Below are 16,985 nucleotides of genomic sequence, written 5' to 3'. Positions count from 1 at the left end.
ACGCTTTGTTAACATGAACGCTTCAATATGGCCTGCACTTATGAAATTTATCTCTTTTAATATCAATGGACTGCGTGCCCGTCCACATCAACTTGAAGCCATCATCGCAAAACATCAGCCTGATGTAATTGGCCTGCAAGAAACAAAAGTTCACGATGATATGTTCCCACTGGCTGATTTAGAGCATCTGGGGTATCACATTTTCTATCACGGTCAGAAAGGCCATTACGGCGTTGCGTTGCTGACAAAGGAAAAACCACTAGCCGTGCGCAAAGGCTTCCCGACCGATGAAGAAGATGCTCAGCGTCGTATCATCATGGCCGATATTGCTACGCCGACCGGCGTGCTCACGGTTATCAACGGTTACTTCCCTCAAGGCGAAAGCCGCGACCACCCCACCAAATTCCCAGCGAAAACTAAGTTCTATCAAGATTTACAGAACTATCTTGAGTCTGAACAGACACCTGCGGGACAAGTGATCGTCATGGGTGACGTAAATATTAGTCCAACCGATGATGACATCGGTATCGGCGAAGAAAACCGTAAGCGCTGGCTACGCACAGGGAAATGTTCATTCTTGCCGGAAGAGCGTGAATGGATGGAACGCCTGAAAAACTGGGGGCTTATCGATACCTATCGCCAAGCCAACCCCGAGCGTAACGATCAGTTCTCGTGGTTTGACTATCGTTCGAAAGGCTTTGATGACAACCGTGGTCTGCGCATAGATTTAGTGTTAGCAAGCCAACCGCTGGCTGAAAAGTGCATTGATACCGGTATCGATTACGAAATTCGTGGTATGGAAAAGCCATCGGATCATGCACCAATTTGGGCTGAATTTAAGTTGGCATAATGGAAATGACTGCATCTCATAATACGATCGATGTCGTTGCCGCCATTATTGAGTGCCGAGGAAAAATCTTGTTAGCTCAGCGTGGGGCAAGCAAAGATCAGGCTGGTTTGTGGGAGTTTCCCGGCGGTAAGGTCGAGATTGGCGAAACTCAGCCTGAAGCGCTGTGCCGTGAGCTGGCAGAAGAGCTGTCGGTAAGATGCAGCGTGGCGGACTATGTCGCCAGCAGCACACTGAGACTTGAGAATAAAACCATCCATCTGCATGCTTGGCGCGTGCAGCATACCGAGGGTGAATTCACCGCCAACGAGCATGCTGCATTGGTATGGGTAACTCCGCAACAGGCCGAGTCTTATGATTTAGCCCCCGCTGATATCCCCCTGCTACACGCTTATCAACAAAAGTTAGCGCGGTTATCGCAACAAGATGATGAAGCGTAGATAAGTAAAAAGGCCAGAGCTAAACGCTGGCCTTTTTAATTTCATTTGCCCAATAGCCTTGGGATTTTGCAGCGGCTTGCTAACGTTGTGGCATCAACCTTTTTTCAACACAACCCACTTGAGATTATTGGTGCTCAATACATTTTTATCCGCTGAACACTGCAACAATACCCCTTCGGCCTTCACCACCGCACCTTCGGAATAGCTACGATTATCATAAATACAGCAGCGCGGACAATTCACATTGCTGTCGTTATTACTATAGCCATTGGTGTTATTAAAAATTTCTGGAGAAACCGGCACCACGACATCAATACCATTGTTGCGATTTGCCATCGCCGTGGCGCTGAGCAGTACCAACGGCAATACCCAGAATCCTATCGCACTCTTTTTCATGCCTTGTTCTCCTTTGCTTTTGGCTTATATTTTCGCTTGGCGCTTTTTTCAGCCGCCGGAGGTAAACCGCGAAACGCCTGAGGATTTCGATTACTTCTCGCCTGATCGATAAGCTGGTACAAAGTGCCCACCAGCGGCTGCATAAAGTCCTGATAGCGCCGTGTCTTTTCACTGATTTGTGTCAGCGTAGCTTCCCAATCTGCGGTCATATCAGGTCTTGCGGCAATTTCAGGCAAACAATGGATCAGTGCTCTGCCCGCTTCTGACGAATGTATATAGCGACCCTTTTTGTACAAAAATGTACGCCGGAACAATAATTCTATAATTCCAGCACGCGTAGCTTCGGTCCCTAAACCATCGGTCGCTCGTAGGATTTTCTTTAGCTCTTTATCTTGGACAAAACGAGCAATACCCGTCATGGCTGATAATAGCGTTGCATCGGTAAACGGACGCGGAGGCTGAGTTTGGCGCTCCATCAACTCACCTTTCTCGCATAGCAGTTCATCACCTTTGGCAACAACCGGCAGCGGCGAGCCTTCATCCTCATCATCCCGCTCTTTAGCACCCAGCAGAGCACGCCAGCCCGCTTCAGCAAGGAAGCGCGCTTTGGCAACAAATTTACCGCTGGCAATATCTAAATCGATAACGCATTTACGGTACATAGCATCCGGACAAAACTGCATCAGGTATTGACGCGCAACCAAGGTGTAAATTTTACGTTCATCGTCGCTTAAATTGATATTACCTGCACGCGCGGTTGGGATAATCGCATGGTGAGCATCAACTTTCTTATCATCCCAGCAACGATTGCGTTTGTCGGGATTAACGGCGGCAACCTGCTGTAATTCTGGAACATGGGAGGCGATTGCGTTCATCACGGCATGGCGTCCAGCGAAATGCTCTTCAGGTAAATAGCGGCTATCGGAACGAGGATACGTAATCAGCTTGTGGGTTTCATACAGTCGCTGACAGAGATCTAACACCTGCTGAGCACTTAGGTTAAAGCGTTTTGAGGCTTCAATTTGCAGCGCTGAGAGCGAGAACGGCAACGGTGCGGTTTCTGATTCCCGTTTATCATTATAACCGGTGACGATGGCTGGCTGGCCTTCAATCCGTTTGATCACGTGCTCAGCCAGAGCCTTATTCAGCAAGCGTCCTTCTTCATCCTGATGAGGCTCACACGATTCGCTCGGTATCCACATTGCCGTAAAACGCTCTTCCGCTGGCGTCACAATATGGGCTTTAACTTCGTAGAAATCCTTGCTGACGAAGTTTTCAATCTCTTCGTCACGGCGCACCACCAAACCTAATACCGGCGTCTGCACACGACCTACCGACAGCACTCCGTTATAACCTGCATTTCGGCCCAAAATGGTATAAGCACGGGTCATATTGATGCCGTACAGCCAATCTGCACGCGAGCGTGCCAGCGCGGACACGCAGAGCGGAATAAACTCGCGGTTATCACGCAGCCGCGAAACCGCACGTTCAACCGCCTGCGGGTTTAAGTCATTGATCAGACAACGCTGCACGGCTTGGCGTTTCTCGGGAGCCAGTTCTAGGTAATCTAAAACCTCGTCCACCAGCAACTGTCCTTCACGATCGGGGTCTCCCGCGTGAATAACCTGCTGGGCATCACCCAGTAATCGCTTAATGACGTTGAACTGCTTAGCAACAGAAGGCTTAGGCTTTAGCTGCCATTTTTCAGGCACAATCGGCAGATCGGCTAAGTTCCAGCGCGCATAGCGTGTGTCGTAAGCATCTGGCTCCGCTTGTTCGAGCAAATGACCAACACACCACGTGACAGTGTCACCTGAACCACAAGAGATATACCCATCACCACGTCGATGGGGTTTTGGCAGCACGTCGGCAATCGCGCGCGCCAGGCTTGGTTTTTCCGCAATAAACAGACGCATCAGTCACCGTAAGTCTGGCTGGTCGCCAATAAATAGTCCTTAACTTCCGAATAATTGCCTCGGAAGACAATACGCTCCGCCTTCTTTTCCAGTTGATAGCGGTACATCGGGTCATAGTATTCTTGCAACAGCGGCACTAGCCACGCGAGATGCCCATCGCTGATACGCGTTTCACGTTGCTGAATAAGCGCCTGCTCTAGATAGAGTTTAAGTTTAGTATAACGTTCCATGCCCAAGCGCTTACGGATCGCAAACAAACCGTGATGCAGGTATTCAACGTAATTATCCCAACCTAAATCTCGCCCGTAGGCTCGCTCAAATTCAACGCGCATCAGATCAATGTACTCTTCCTGCAGTCGCACAACGCGGATTTCGAAGGGATCGTCCACCACCGCAACCGGCGCTTTTTGCATTTGATCGTAAAAACAGATCGGCAGATGATTTGAGCCAATAATTCGCCCCTCATCTTCGAGAAACCAGTGGCGTATGCCTCGATCTTGTTTCTTTAATATATCGACTGCCAGACGATTTTCAAAATCGATCTGGCTGCTTTGTTTGACCAACGTGCGGCCAAACGATGAGCCTCGATGGTGGGCTACACCTTCTAAATCGATACCCGCCGCCAGCTCTCGCAGCATGCGGGTTTTACCACTGCCGGTATTGCCACCAATAAGCACCATCGGCAGCAGCGATGCTTGCTCAGTGGCTTTCATCGCAAAAGTACGCAGCGCTTTATAGCCACCTTCAATCAGCGGATAGTCCACCCCGCTTTCATGCAACCACTGCTGAACGATATGTGAACGCAACCCACCGCGGAAACAATAAATATAGCCTTCGGGGTGCTGAGCGCATTGTTCGCGCCATGCAGCAAGACGGGCATCACGCACCGCGCCATAAACCAGTTCATTACCCAGTTTAATCGCCGCATCCTGTCCATGCTGTTTGTAACAAATGCCGACGGCTTCGCGCTCGCTGTCTAACATAAGTGGCAAGTTTTGCGCGCAGGGAAATGCTCCCTGAGCGAACTCAACGGGAGCACGAACATCAATTAAGGGGATATCATCAACCAAAATACGATGGTAATCCACGCCGTTGGCTCGCGAGTTAACGCGTGGATTGAACGGCAAAACCATTACTGCACCTCAATCAGAGGCTGTTCTGACTGGCGCGGATGGAGCTCACCGATGGCCGTTAGCGTCAGTCCAAAGCGATTGGCTACGTCTTGGATCTGAGCTTCTGCTTCTGGTAAAACAGCCAGTAACAAACCGCCAGAGGTTTGCGGATCGCACAGCAATTGGCGCTGTAAATCCGTCATTTCGCCCACCAAATGGCCATAGCTTTCAAAGTTACGGCCTGTTCCGCCCGGCACGCAGCCTTCATTAATATAGCTTTCGACATCAGGCAGTTTCGGTATTTGATCAAACCAGATAGTGGCTTGTAAACCTGAGCCTTGGCAAATTTCGCTGAGGTGACCAAGAAGACCAAAACCCGTTACATCCGTCATCGCCGTAACGCCCGCGATATCGGCGAAATCTGCGCCTGGTTTGTTCAGCTGACACATAGTCTCAGTGGCGACGCCCTGATGTTCTGGACGCAGCTTGCTTTTCTTCTCTGCGGTGGTTAACACACCGATACCCAGCGGCTTGGTCAGATAAAGCTTACACCCCGCCAGAGCAGCGCTGTTTTTCTTCACGCGATCGGTGCTTACCATGCCGGTGACAGCCAAGCCAAAAATCGGCTCCGGTGCGTCAATCGAGTGACCACCGGCCAGTGAAATACCCGCCTGTTGGCAAACAAAGCGTCCACCTTCAATCACTTGCTGCGCGATTTCTGGTGCTAGCTTATCCACCGGCCAGCCGAGAATAGCAATCGCCATAATCGGTTTTCCCCCCATCGCGTAGATATCACTAATCGCGTTGGTGGCGGCTATGCGGCCAAAATCAAAGGGATCGTCAACGATTGGCATGAAGAAATCGGTGGTACTGATGATCCCGATCCCGTTACCGATATCATAAACGGCGGCATCATCACGCGTTTCGTTGCCCACCAACAGATTGGGGTCAACAAATTTAGCGTGTTCACTGTGCAGAATGGTTTCTAACACTTTAGGGGAGATCTTACATCCACATCCCGCCCCATGGCTGTACTGAGTCAAACGAATGGCTGGCGCAGTCATATCTACTCCTTTCCATTTAATTTATGGGTGCTATGTTAGCGCTTGGAGCCGAACTTAGTAAGGGAGTGAAGGAAATACCGGAAAGATCTGTGGAATAAATCGCGTGATTGCGCAGTAAACCAGCAAAATAGTTTTCTGCTTAAGATTTTTGGTGGCTATCGCAAGATAACTTTCACTCTGCGGCGAGGCATTCACTGCGCGGCAGAGTGAAAATGACAATAGCTTAGAAAGCGCGGACGAATTGGCTGCTGTCGAGTGGCGCTACACGCGGAGACTTCAGCTGTGGCGTTCCGAGATACAGGAATCCAACTATCTCATCTTGCTCGCGGCAGCCAAAGGCCGCACGAACCTTCTCATCGCTCGTCCACTTTCCGGTACGCCAAATACCGTTAAATCCTTGCGCCTGCGCGGCCATCTGCATGGCCATAACGGCACAACAGGCTGAAGCAACTTGTTCCCAGTGTGGAACCTTGGTTTCCGTATTACAGTGAGCCACAACGGTAATAATCAGCGGCGCACGAAACGGGGCATTTTTCGCTTTCTCAATGCCCTTTTCATCTAATTGTTCTTCCACGGCAATGCCATGTAGTAACTCACTCAAACGCGCTTGGCCTTCACCTTCAACGGTGATAAAACGCCACGGCTGCAATGTTCCGTGGTCTGGCGCACGTAGGCCCGCTTGGTAAATGGCTTCTAACGCATCACCGGTAGGTGCCGGTGCGGTCAAACGTGAAGCCGAACGGCGTTGTAATAATATTTCCAGCGCATCCATAACGATCTCCGAAATTACGTTGTTTCTAATTGATAATTGTTATCAACATTATCACGATTTGTTAACCTAGACATTATCGTTTTTGCATCATGCGCGGCGCCATCAGCGTTCACCCATATGAAAAGCAAAAGCTATAAGAACCATTTATGCTTGTTACAGTAAAATACGGCACGGCAACCCTAACTCTGGCATAGTGCGAGAATCGCAAAATGCTGATGTTTTTAAAAACTGATATTCTTAGAAAAATACGGTCATAAGCAAGACATAAGACAACCCAATTTTATATGGAGAGCACATGCACTTTTTGTGGAGATGCATTTCAGGCGTATTTCGATGGACTTGGCGGATACTGAATTTTATCCGCGAGTTTATTTTGAACGTATTCCTGATCCTACTGATTTTGGTTTGTGTGGGAATTTACTTCCAGATGCAAACCAAACCCGTCGAACCTGTTAAAGGCGCCCTGCTGGTGAACCTGACCGGCGTCGTGGTCGACAATCCTGCCATCAGCAATAAATTTAGCCAAATCGGCAGAGAATTGCTGGGCGCGAGCAGCAACCGCCTGCAGGAAAACTCGCTGTTTGACGTGGTCGATATGATCCGTCAGGCCAAGACCGATCCGAATATCACCGGCATGGTGCTGTCGCTTAATGAATTTGCCGGTGCCGATCAACCTTCGCTGCAATATATAGGTAAAGCGCTGCGCGAATTCCGCGACAGCGGCAAACCTATCTTTGCCACCGCCGATAGCTATAGCCAAGCCCAATACTATTTGGCGAGCTATGCCAACAAAATCTATCTGTCACCACAGGGCGTAGTCGATCTGCACGGCATGGCGACCAATAATCTTTACTACAAAACCTTGCTCGATAAGCTCAAGGTCAGCACCCATATTTTCCGCGTCGGCACGTATAAATCTGCGGTTGAACCGATGATCCGCGACGATATGTCACCAGCGGCACGCAATGCGGATAACGAGTGGCTTAGCGGCATGTGGAATAACTACGTCACAACCGTTGCCGCAAACCGTCAGATCAGCGCTGAGCAACTGTTCCCTGGCGCAGAAGGCGTATTGAAAGGCCTACAGGCTGCGGGCGGCGATACGGCTAAATATGCGCTAGACAATAAACTGGTCGATGGCTTGGCTTCACGCTCAGACGTCGAAAACCTGTTTACCAAAGCCTTTGGCTGGAATAAAACCACCAAAGATTTCAGCGCCATCAGCATGTATGACTACACCCCACCAGCAGAGAAGAAAAGCGGGAGTGAAATTGCCGTTATCTTTGCCGATGGTGCCATTATGGATGGTGAAGCCACGCCGGGTAACGTGGGTGGAGATACCACTGCGAACCAGATCCGCGATGCGCGTTTAAATCCTAAAATTAAAGCTATTGTTTTACGCGTCAACAGCCCTGGCGGTAGCGTTTCAGCCTCTGAGGTTATTCGTTCTGAATTGGCTGCTGCACGCGCGGCAGGCAAACCGGTGGTAGTCTCCATGGGTGGGCTCGCTGCTTCAGGCGGCTATTGGATATCCACACCGGCTGACTACATCGTTGCAAGCCCAAGTACGTTAACCGGCTCTATCGGTATTTTCGGCGTGATTAACACCTTCGAAAATACGCTCGATAGCATTGGCGTTCATACCGACGGCGTGGCGACATCGCCATTGGCCGATCTCACGGTCACCAAAGCGCTGCCTGACGCTTTCTCACAGATGATGCAAATCAACATTGAGAACGGCTATAAAAACTTCATTACGCTGGTGGCCAAAGCACGTAACAAGACGCCTGAACAGGTTGATGCCATCGCTCAGGGCCGCGTGTGGTTGGGTACTGATGCGAAGAAGAACGGTTTGGTTGACCAACTGGGTGATTTCGACGACGCAGTGACCAAAGCGGCAGAGCTTGCCAAGCTAAAAACTTACCAGTTGAACTGGTTTGTTGAAGATCCAAGCTTTGGACAGATGGTGTTAGGACAGTTAACCGGTTCGGTACAAGCGGCATTGCCTTCAGCCGTACGTGCCATGCTGCCAGAGTCTTTAGTGCGTATTTCTGCCCTGCTGAAAGATAAAACCGACTGGATGGCCACCTTGAACGATCCACAAAACCGCTATGCGCTGTGCATGAGCTGCGGTGATGTGAAGTAAAAACACAGAAGTAAAATGCTGGCCCACCAAATTGATTAAGCCATTATTCTGGTTTATCGGCTTGGTGGGCTTTTTTATTTGGCGTTCGCCCTATAATCCACTCCATCTCTAGGCCATTGCGCTTAATCCACCGCGAAAATCTCGCCACACAGAATCCTAAGCCATGCAGAAGAAATCCATTTACGTAGCCTACACCGGCGGTACCATCGGCATGCAGCGTTCAGAGAATGGCTACATTCCTGTTTCGGGCCACTTGCAGCGCCAATTGGCCTTGATGCCGGAGTTCCATCGTCCTGAAATGCCTAACTTCACGCTTCATGCCTACGAGCCGTTGATTGACTCCTCCGATATGACGCCAGAAGACTGGCAGCATATTGCGAATGACATTGAAGCCAACTACGACAAATATGATGGTTTCGTGATCCTGCATGGCACCGACACCATGGCGTTCACCGCTTCTGCGCTGTCGTTTATGCTCGAAAACCTCGCGAAGCCGGTGATCGTTACCGGATCTCAGATCCCGTTGGCGGAGCTACGCTCAGATGGGCAAATCAATTTGCTCAATGCGCTATATCTAGCCGCCAACTATCCGATTAACGAAGTTTCGCTATTCTTCAACAACAAGCTGTTTCGCGGCAACCGCACGACCAAAGCGCACGCCGACGGTTTTGATGCTTTTGCGTCACCTAACTACCCGATGTTGCTTGAGGTTGGGATTAATATCCGTCGTATTGCGCCACTGATCACTCAGTTACATAACGCGCCGCTGAAGGTTCATCAAATTACGCCGCAGCCGATTGGCGTAGTGACGATTTATCCTGGAATTTCTGCTGATGTCGTGCGTAACTTTTTGCGCCAACCAGTCAAGGCTCTTATCTTGCGTTCTTACGGCGTCGGCAACGCCCCGCAAAAAGCCGATTTGCTGGCCGAATTGCAGGAAGCTTCAGATCGAGGGATCGTGGTAGTTAACCTGACTCAATGCATTTCGGGCCGCGTTAATATGGAAGGTTACGCCACGGGAAATGCGCTGGCGCATGCGGGCGTAATCAGCGGTTTCGACATGACGGTTGAAGCGGCCCTAACAAAACTGCACTATCTGTTGTGCCAAAACCTCAGCCCAGAGCAAATTCGCGAACTGATGAAACAGGATCTTCGCGGAGAGCTGAGCATCACCGATTAAGAAAGATAAAAAAGGAACTGCCAATGTCAGCCGCATTATTGCTTATCGATTTACAGAATGACTTTTGCCCTCAGGGCGCACTGGCAGTTTCCGAAGGCGATCGGGTAATACCTATTGCTTTGGATGCGATCAAACAGGCTCAGCATAAAAGCGTGCCAATTATTGCAACTCAGGATTGGCATCCCGCGCATCACGGTAGTTTTGCCAGCCAGTCTGGAGGAAATATTGGTGAGATGGGGGAGCTGGCAGGCTTAGAACAAATTTGGTGGCCCGATCACTGCGTTCAAGGTTCCGAGGGCGCTGAGTTTCATCCATTGCTGAATGCCGCCCAGTTTGACCACATCGTGCATAAAGGCACCGATGCCTCGATCGATAGCTACAGCGCTTTTTTCGACAATGGACGCAGGGCTTCAACCGAGTTGCATCACTGGCTGAAAAAGCACCAAATCGACACGCTCTACATGATGGGGCTGGCGACGGATTACTGTGTAAAATACTCCGTGATGGATGCACTGCATCTGGGTTATCGCGTAGTCGTCATTACCGACGGCTGCCGGGGAGTAAACATTAAGCCTGAAGACAGCAAAATTGCGCTCCAGCAGATGCAAACGCTTGGCGCAACGTTAATGACGTTAAGCGACGTCAAATTCTAAACCTTTATTCTCTTTCATAGGGCGGACGTCAATCGACGCTTCCCCCCTATCGTTCCCAAGCCATGTCACCTGAATAATCACCTAAAGAGAGATTTATGCTTCAGGCTTTAAGCGAATGATGGCATCGCGCTCAAAACCTTTTTTAAAGTCCTGCTTACTTTTCATTTCAATTTGGCCCTGCGTATTAATGCTCATGTGCTGAGGATCGGTGTTATGGCGCGACTGCCACAGCATCACCATTTGCAGGCTGTTTTCTTTTTGCTCTGGCGTCAAACTCACGCCGTCAGGCCATTTGCCGAGTTCAACCGCGGTTGCCAAGCGTTGATAAATTTCTGGCGTCATCGCCGACAGCAAATCGTCAAGTTCCATTTTAAACCTCGCTTAATATGCACTTTGCTGAATCGTTTCTTCTGCGCTATAATAAGCACATAGAAAAGAGTTTGCTGTTAGCCCTGAGTCTGTGTACCGGAGTCTTCATCGGTGAAGCTAAGCGATGCAGAGTTCACGCAATAGCGGTCACCGGTAGGCTGTGGTCCATCAGGGAAAACATGGCCAAGATGCGCATCACAGTGAGCGCAGCGAATTTCAGTACGCTGCATGCCATGTGAGTTGTCTTCAAGGTAGCGGATAGCCTCCGCACTAACGGGCTGGTAGAAGCTAGGCCAGCCGCAGCCAGAATCGTATTTGCTGTTTGAGTAGAACAGTGGACTGTTACAACACAGGCAGTGATAAATGCCTTCTTGTTTATTGTGTAACAGTTTACCGCTAAAAGGTGGTTCAGTACCCCGCTGCTGTGTGACGTAGCGTTGCATTTCAGTTAAGTCATTCGGGTGTTGTGCAGAGAAATCGTCTTTAGCCATTTGTGCGTTCTCGAAGAGTTGTTTTTGATTATCATTGATCACTTTTTTTGGCGATTAATTATAACAAACAGTTAACAACGGTTCAGCCAAATTTGGTCTAAACTGTTTAGCGAATCGGCGGCAGCCTCATTTTTGTGATGAACATCACAAATGAAAGCCAAGATGGCTTGAGACTCAGATGACTGCCCCCATGTATAATCCGAAACAGAGTGTTAAATGGAAGCGTGTGATATGTGCTCAGCCAAGGCTTCGCTTTGATTTACAGCAATAATTGACACGATTCCGCTTGACGCTTTATAAGGTTTTTGTAATTTTACAAGCAACCTTTTATTCACTAACCAATAGCTGGTGGAATATATGACTATCAAAGTAGGTATCAACGGTTTTGGCCGTATCGGCCGTATTGTTTTCCGTGCTGCTCAAGAACGTTCTGACATCGAAATCGTTGCAATCAACGACCTGTTAGACGCTGAGTATATGGCTTACATGCTGAAGTACGACTCTACTCACGGTCGTTTCAACGGCACTGTTGAAGTTAAAGATGGCCACTTGGTCGTTAACGGCAAAACTATCCGTGTTACCGCAGAACGTGATCCGGCTAACCTGAAATGGAACGAAGTCAACGTTGACGTTGTTGCTGAAGCAACTGGTCTGTTCCTGACTGACGAAACTGCACGTAAGCACATCGCTGCTGGTGCTAAGAAAGTCGTTCTGACTGGTCCTTCTAAAGACAACACCCCAATGTTCGTAATGGGTGTTAACGATAAGACTTATGCTGGCCAAGATATCGTTTCTAACGCATCTTGCACCACTAACTGCCTGGCTCCACTGGCTAAAGTTCTGAACGACAAGTTCGGTATCGTTGAAGCACTGATGACTACCGTTCATGCGACTACCGCAACTCAGAAAACCGTTGATGGCCCGTCTCACAAAGACTGGCGCGGCGGCCGCGGCGCATCCCAGAACATCATTCCTTCATCTACCGGTGCTGCTAAAGCTGTAGGTAAAGTAATCCCAGAACTGAACGGCAAACTGACTGGTATGGCGTTCCGCGTTCCTACCCCTAACGTTTCTGTTGTTGACCTGACTGCTCGTATCGAGAAGAAAGCAACTTACAAAGAAATCTGTGCTGCAATGAAAGCTGCGTCTGAAGGCGAGCTGAAAGGCGTACTGGGTTACACCGAAGATGACGTAGTTTCTACTGACTTCAACGGCGAAGTTTGCACTTCAGTATTCGATGCTAAAGCGGGTATCGCGCTGAACGACAACTTTGTGAAACTGGTTTCTTGGTACGATAACGAAACTGGCTACTCAAACAAAGTTCTGGATCTGATCGCTCACATCTCTAAATAATTTAGCGATGAGAAGTTGATGAGAGGGCGACATTTATGTCGCCCTTTTTTTTGGTTTTTTGCACCTAGCATATGAAGGCCAATCTGATGTCACAACAAAATCTGTCTGAAAAGATCTTTACCCTGCCCGTTCAAGAACAAATCACCCCGTACATTTCTCAACGCCAAATCGACGAACTTCCCGTTGTCGTGGTTAACCACCCCAAAGTGCGTGCCGCTGTCACCCTGCAAGGCGCGCATTTACTCACTTGGCAACCTTCTGGCGAGAAACCAGTGCTGTGGTTGAGCAGCGAAACTGCGTTCAAAAACGGCGTGGCGATTCGCGGTGGTATTCCTATCTGTTGGCCTTGGTTTGGTCCTGCAGGTCAGCCAGCGCACGGTTTTGCCCGTAATCTACCTTGGACACTCACCGCGCATGATGAAGATGAAAGCGGCGTTATCTTAACGTTCACTCTTGAGCAAAGCGCTGACAGCAAAAAACATTGGCCGCATGACTTCTGCCTGATTGCACGATTCAAGCTCGGTGAAGTATGCGAAATGGAATTGGAGTCTCACGGTGAATACGAATATGCCGCCGCGCTTCATACCTATTTCAATATCGGCGACATCACCCAGATTGACGTTAGCGGTTTGGGCGCGCCATACATTGATAAAGTCAATCCAGGCACCGGCGAACAGCAAGGCAATTTGACCTTTGCCACGCGCACAGACCGTATCTATACCAAGCCTGAGCCATTCAGCGTCATCACGGACAAAGCACTACAGCGCGTGATTGAAGTGCATCACCATAACAATACTGATGTGGTTGCATGGAACCCGTGGTCTGAGCTTTCTGTCAGCATGGCCGATATGCCAAACGATGGCTACAAGACCATGGTCTGTGTAGAAACTGCGCATGTCACTAGCCCGATGAAAACCTCCGCGAATACCCCGTCACGACTTTCCGTGACGCTGCGTGCGCGCCCTCTGCGCTAATCTCCCTGCCGCTTAGCGCTGATTTAAGCGTATAAAAAAGGGACGCCTATGCGTCCCTCATTTTCAACAGTCAATGCCATGCTTAGAAGGTGTATGTCACACCGGTCCACAGCAAACCGCTGTAGCTCTTATCAATCATTGGACTATCTTTCACTTCATCGCTCAGGCGGATATAACGCCCGGTGAAGAACGCATTCCAGCTGCTATTAATCTGGTAGCGAGCCGTTAGCTCAACATACGGATTCCAGCTGTCACTTGCGGTATAGCGTTTGTAGCCGCTACGGTTTGATTCGCTACCGCTCACGCCAAAGTAGTAATCATTTTGGTTAGAGCTGTTCCAAGTCACACCCGCGCCCGGTGTAAATGACCAGTCTCCGGCTGTAATGGGGAACAAATAAGCGGCATCGGCGATCAGGCCGTTGCTGTTATCCAAAATATCACCGGCGAATGAGGTACGGATGGAGCCCCAGTCTTCTTTGTGGGTATAAGAAACCCCCGCCATCACGGTGGAATGACGGTTACTCAACTGCTTCATGTGACGATCGTCGCTATCGCTCGCCTTGAAGTGTAATGGGTTATAGAAAGCCATCACGCTCAGTTGGTTCTGTTCATCTTTCCACAGGTAATAACCGGCGGTCAGACTGCGGAAATAAAAATCATCGCCTTCATAGTTAATGATCGGAACAGGATATACGCGATCGTTATTACCGCGATAAGGGTCTGGGCTGACTAACGCAGAAGCCCCCAAAGACCACGTTCCGGCCTGAGCGGCACTTGTAGCAGCCAACACGAGCAGACCTAGCGTAGTTAATTTTAAAGTTTTCACGTTTATGTTTTGTCCCTAACTAAATAGTCTATAAACAACGCGCTGATTGTAGACCAAAAACTTGTTTTAAGTCGATTTTTTACAATTTTTCAGGCAGTTTCGGAATCTTTACATCTGTCAAACAGGCTGCGCCGAAACATAACTATTTTTTACGCTTCAGCCTCCATATCTGCCGTTATACAAATACCTTTAATAAATATTTGTTGTAGTGAATTCTGCGAAAATATTGGCAGCGTTATATGCTTTTTAGCACAAACCGTAGATTTATCCCTTTCACACCCACCTTCCTCAGCATTTATATCTAAATGCTTTTCATCATGCCGATAAATTTTATATGAATCTTACCCGTAGGTAACTTGACCAACTGATGAAAGCCGCTCATAACAATATGGTAACAGTTTCAAAATTTTAACCCCCAAAATGAAGACTGTTACTTTTTTGTTCCCAACCATTTTATCAGGACGGGCATCGCTATGAACATATTTGACCACTATCGCCAGCGTTATGAAGCTGCCAAGGACGAAGAGTTCACTCTGCAGGATTTCCTTGCAATCTGCCGTCAGGATCGTAGCGCCTACGCGAACGCCGCTGAGCGTCTGCTTATGGCTATCGGCGAGCCTGCCATGATCGACACTGCGCTTGAATCACGCATGTCACGCTTGTTCTCGAACCGGGTCATAGCCCGCTACCCTGCTTTTGAAGAATTCTATGGCATGGAAGAAGCCATCGAACAAATCGTGGCGTATCTCAAACACGCCGCGCAAGGTCTGGAAGAGAAAAAACAAATCCTGTATCTGCTGGGGCCTGTCGGCGGCGGTAAATCATCGCTGGCGGAACGCCTGAAAGCATTGATGCAGCGCGTGCCCATCTATGTTCTCAGCGCCAACGGTGAACGTAGCCCGGTTAACGATCATCCGCTGTGCCTGTTCAATCCACAGGAAGATGCCAATATCCTGAATAAAGAATACGGTATTCCTCCGCGCTATCTTGGCACCATCATGTCGCCGTGGGCGGCCAAACGCCTGCATGATTTTGGTGGTGATATTACCAAGTTTAAAGTTGTCAAAGTGTGGCCATCAATCCTTGAACAGATCGCCATCGCTAAAACTGAACCGGGCGATGAGAATAACCAAGATATCTCAGCGCTGGTGGGTAAAGTTGATATTCGTAAACTCGAAAATCACGCCCAAAACGATCCTGATGCCTATGGTTACTCCGGCGCACTGTGCCGCGCGAACCAAGGGATGATGGAGTTCGTTGAAATGTTTAAGGCCCCGATTAAAGTGCTGCATCCGTTGCTAACCGCAACACAGGAAGGCAACTATAACGGTACCGAAGGGATTTCCGCCCTGCCGTTCAGCGGCATCATTTTGGCGCACTCCAACGAATCGGAATGGGTAACTTTCCGTAATAACAAAAATAATGAGGCTTTCCTTGACCGTGTTTACATCGTCAAAGTGCCTTATTGCCTGCGTGTGTCTGAAGAGATGAAAATCTACGACAAGCTGCTGCGCAACAGCGAACTGGATCACGCACCGTGTGCGCCAGGTACGTTGGAAACGCTGTCACGCTTCTCCATTTTGTCTCGTCTGAAAGAGCCGGAAAACTCCAGCATCTATTCAAAAATGCGGGTATACGACGGCGAGAGCCTGAAAGATACCGATCCGAAAGCCAAATCCTATCAGGAGTACCGCGATTACGCCGGCGTTGATGAAGGCATGAACGGGCTATCTACCCGTTTCGCGTTCAAAATCCTGTCGCGCGTGTTCAACTTCGATCACAGCGAAGTAGCGGCTAACCCAGTTCACTTGTTCTATGTATTGGAACAACAAGTTGAGCGCGAACAGTTCCCTCAGGACGTTGCAGAGAAATATCTGGAGCACCTGAAAGGTTATCTGATCCCGAAATACGTTGAATTTATCGGCAAAGAAATTCAAACCGCGTACTTAGAATCTTATTCCGAGTACGGACAAAATATCTTTGACCGCTATGTCACGTATGCCGACTTCTGGATCCAGGATCAAGAATATCGCGATCCTGAAACCGGTCAGCTGTTCGATCGTGAATCCTTAAATGCGGAACTGGAGAAAATTGAAAAACCGGCAGGCATTAGCAACCCGAAAGATTTCCGTAATGAAATCGTTAACTTCGTGCTGCGTGCCCGCGCTAATCACAACGGACATAACCCGAACTGGACGAGCTACGAAAAACTCCGCACCGTTATCGAGAAGAAAATGTTCTCGAATACCGAGGAGCTGTTGCCGGTGATTTCGTTCAATGCCAAAACCTCGACCGATGAACAGAAAAAACACGACGATTTTGTCGACCGTATGATGGAAAAAGGCTATACCCGCAAACAGGTTCGCCTGCTGTGCGAATGGTATCTGCGAGTAAGAAAATCATCATAATGCGCGTAACCAAAGCCGCGTCGGCTCATCCGCCGGCG

Annotated in this window: 16 protein-coding genes; 8 read left to right on the top strand and 8 right to left on the bottom strand. The window is 49.1% G+C overall.

The genetic code is table 11. The features are described 5' to 3' along the window. Positions 1-40: 40 nt before the first annotated feature. Positions 41-850, top strand: coding sequence for an exodeoxyribonuclease III (xthA, locus tag BN1044_RS03475; RefSeq protein WP_072307557.1), 810 nt, complete (start codon positions 41-43; stop codon positions 848-850). A 5-nt stretch (positions 851-855) separates the two neighbouring features. Further along, the gene (locus BN1044_RS03470) at positions 856-1,287 is read left to right on the top strand and encodes a pyrimidine (deoxy)nucleoside triphosphate diphosphatase (RefSeq protein WP_139130877.1); all 432 of its coding nucleotides are present in this window, start codon (positions 856-858) and stop codon (positions 1,285-1,287) included. A 93-nt stretch (positions 1,288-1,380) separates the two neighbouring features. On the opposite strand, the gene BN1044_RS03465 is transcribed toward BN1044_RS03470, so the two are convergent. The 5 genes from BN1044_RS03465 to BN1044_RS03445 form a co-directional block, all read right to left on the bottom strand. Next, entirely contained in the window at positions 1,381-1,683 is a 303-nt protein-coding gene (locus BN1044_RS03465; protein WP_072307555.1) for a DUF1496 domain-containing protein, read from the bottom strand. Continuing rightward, on the bottom strand, positions 1,680-3,599 hold the full coding sequence (locus tag BN1044_RS03460; protein WP_072307554.1) for a DNA topoisomerase III: 1,920 nt from the start codon (positions 3,597-3,599) through the stop codon (positions 1,680-1,682). The genes BN1044_RS03465 and BN1044_RS03460 overlap by 4 nt, the downstream gene beginning before the upstream one ends. Further along, on the bottom strand, positions 3,599-4,732 hold the full coding sequence (gene mnmH, locus BN1044_RS03455; protein ID WP_072307553.1) for a tRNA 2-selenouridine(34) synthase MnmH: 1,134 nt from the start codon (positions 4,730-4,732) through the stop codon (positions 3,599-3,601). Before mnmH ends, BN1044_RS03460 begins: the two co-directional genes overlap by 1 nt. Next, entirely contained in the window at positions 4,732-5,775 is a 1,044-nt protein-coding gene (gene selD, locus BN1044_RS03450; protein WP_072307552.1) for a selenide, water dikinase SelD, read from the bottom strand. Before selD ends, mnmH begins: the two co-directional genes overlap by 1 nt. A 223-nt stretch (positions 5,776-5,998) precedes the next feature. Beyond that, positions 5,999-6,547, bottom strand: coding sequence for an NAD(P)H nitroreductase (locus tag BN1044_RS03445; RefSeq protein ID WP_072307551.1), 549 nt, complete (start codon positions 6,545-6,547; stop codon positions 5,999-6,001). 295 nt (positions 6,548-6,842) lie between these two features. On the opposite strand from BN1044_RS03445, the gene sppA reads away from it, so the two are divergent. The 3 genes from sppA to pncA all read left to right on the top strand — a co-directional run bounded on the left by sppA (position 6,843) and on the right by pncA (position 10,526). Next, the gene (gene sppA, locus BN1044_RS03440; RefSeq protein WP_072307550.1) at positions 6,843-8,693 is read left to right on the top strand and encodes a signal peptide peptidase SppA; all 1,851 of its coding nucleotides are present in this window, start codon (positions 6,843-6,845) and stop codon (positions 8,691-8,693) included. A 163-nt stretch (positions 8,694-8,856) separates the two neighbouring features. Beyond that, complete coding sequence (gene ansA, locus BN1044_RS03435; protein WP_072307549.1) at positions 8,857-9,873, top strand: asparaginase; 1,017 nt, start codon at positions 8,857-8,859, stop codon at positions 9,871-9,873. Between the two features lie 23 nt (positions 9,874-9,896). After that, the gene (pncA, locus tag BN1044_RS03430) at positions 9,897-10,526 is read left to right on the top strand and encodes a bifunctional nicotinamidase/pyrazinamidase (RefSeq protein WP_072307548.1); all 630 of its coding nucleotides are present in this window, start codon (positions 9,897-9,899) and stop codon (positions 10,524-10,526) included. A gap of 93 nt (positions 10,527-10,619) precedes the next feature. On the opposite strand, the gene BN1044_RS03425 is transcribed toward pncA, so the two are convergent. Both BN1044_RS03425 and msrB read right to left on the bottom strand, forming a co-directional pair. Next, positions 10,620-10,895, bottom strand: a complete 276-nt coding sequence (locus BN1044_RS03425; RefSeq protein WP_072307547.1) for a YeaC family protein — start codon at positions 10,893-10,895, stop codon at positions 10,620-10,622. A 77-nt stretch (positions 10,896-10,972) separates the two neighbouring features. Then, the gene (msrB, locus tag BN1044_RS03420) at positions 10,973-11,386 is read right to left on the bottom strand and encodes a peptide-methionine (R)-S-oxide reductase MsrB (RefSeq protein ID WP_072307546.1); all 414 of its coding nucleotides are present in this window, start codon (positions 11,384-11,386) and stop codon (positions 10,973-10,975) included. 357 nt (positions 11,387-11,743) lie between these two features. Between msrB and gapA the strand changes: the two genes are divergently transcribed. Further along, a complete protein-coding gene (gene gapA, locus BN1044_RS03410; RefSeq protein ID WP_038502170.1) occupies positions 11,744-12,739 on the top strand; it encodes a glyceraldehyde-3-phosphate dehydrogenase in 996 nt (331 codons plus the stop codon). A gap of 101 nt (positions 12,740-12,840) precedes the next feature. Continuing rightward, complete coding sequence (locus tag BN1044_RS03405; protein WP_072307622.1) at positions 12,841-13,713, top strand: D-hexose-6-phosphate mutarotase; 873 nt, start codon at positions 12,841-12,843, stop codon at positions 13,711-13,713. Between the two features lie 82 nt (positions 13,714-13,795). On the opposite strand, the gene BN1044_RS03400 is transcribed toward BN1044_RS03405, so the two are convergent. Continuing rightward, positions 13,796-14,539, bottom strand: a complete 744-nt coding sequence (locus BN1044_RS03400) for a MipA/OmpV family protein (RefSeq protein WP_072307545.1) — start codon at positions 14,537-14,539, stop codon at positions 13,796-13,798. 473 nt (positions 14,540-15,012) lie between these two features. Between BN1044_RS03400 and BN1044_RS03395 the strand changes: the two genes are divergently transcribed. Beyond that, a complete protein-coding gene (locus BN1044_RS03395) occupies positions 15,013-16,947 on the top strand; it encodes a PrkA family serine protein kinase (protein WP_025802022.1) in 1,935 nt (644 codons plus the stop codon). Positions 16,948-16,985: the final 38 nt, after the last annotated feature.

Source organism: Hafnia alvei (assembly GCF_900095695.1).
In the GTDB taxonomy this organism is placed as follows: Bacteria; Pseudomonadota; Gammaproteobacteria; order Enterobacterales; family Enterobacteriaceae; genus Hafnia; species Hafnia alvei_B.
This window is presented reverse-complemented; position numbering and strand designations above follow the sequence as displayed.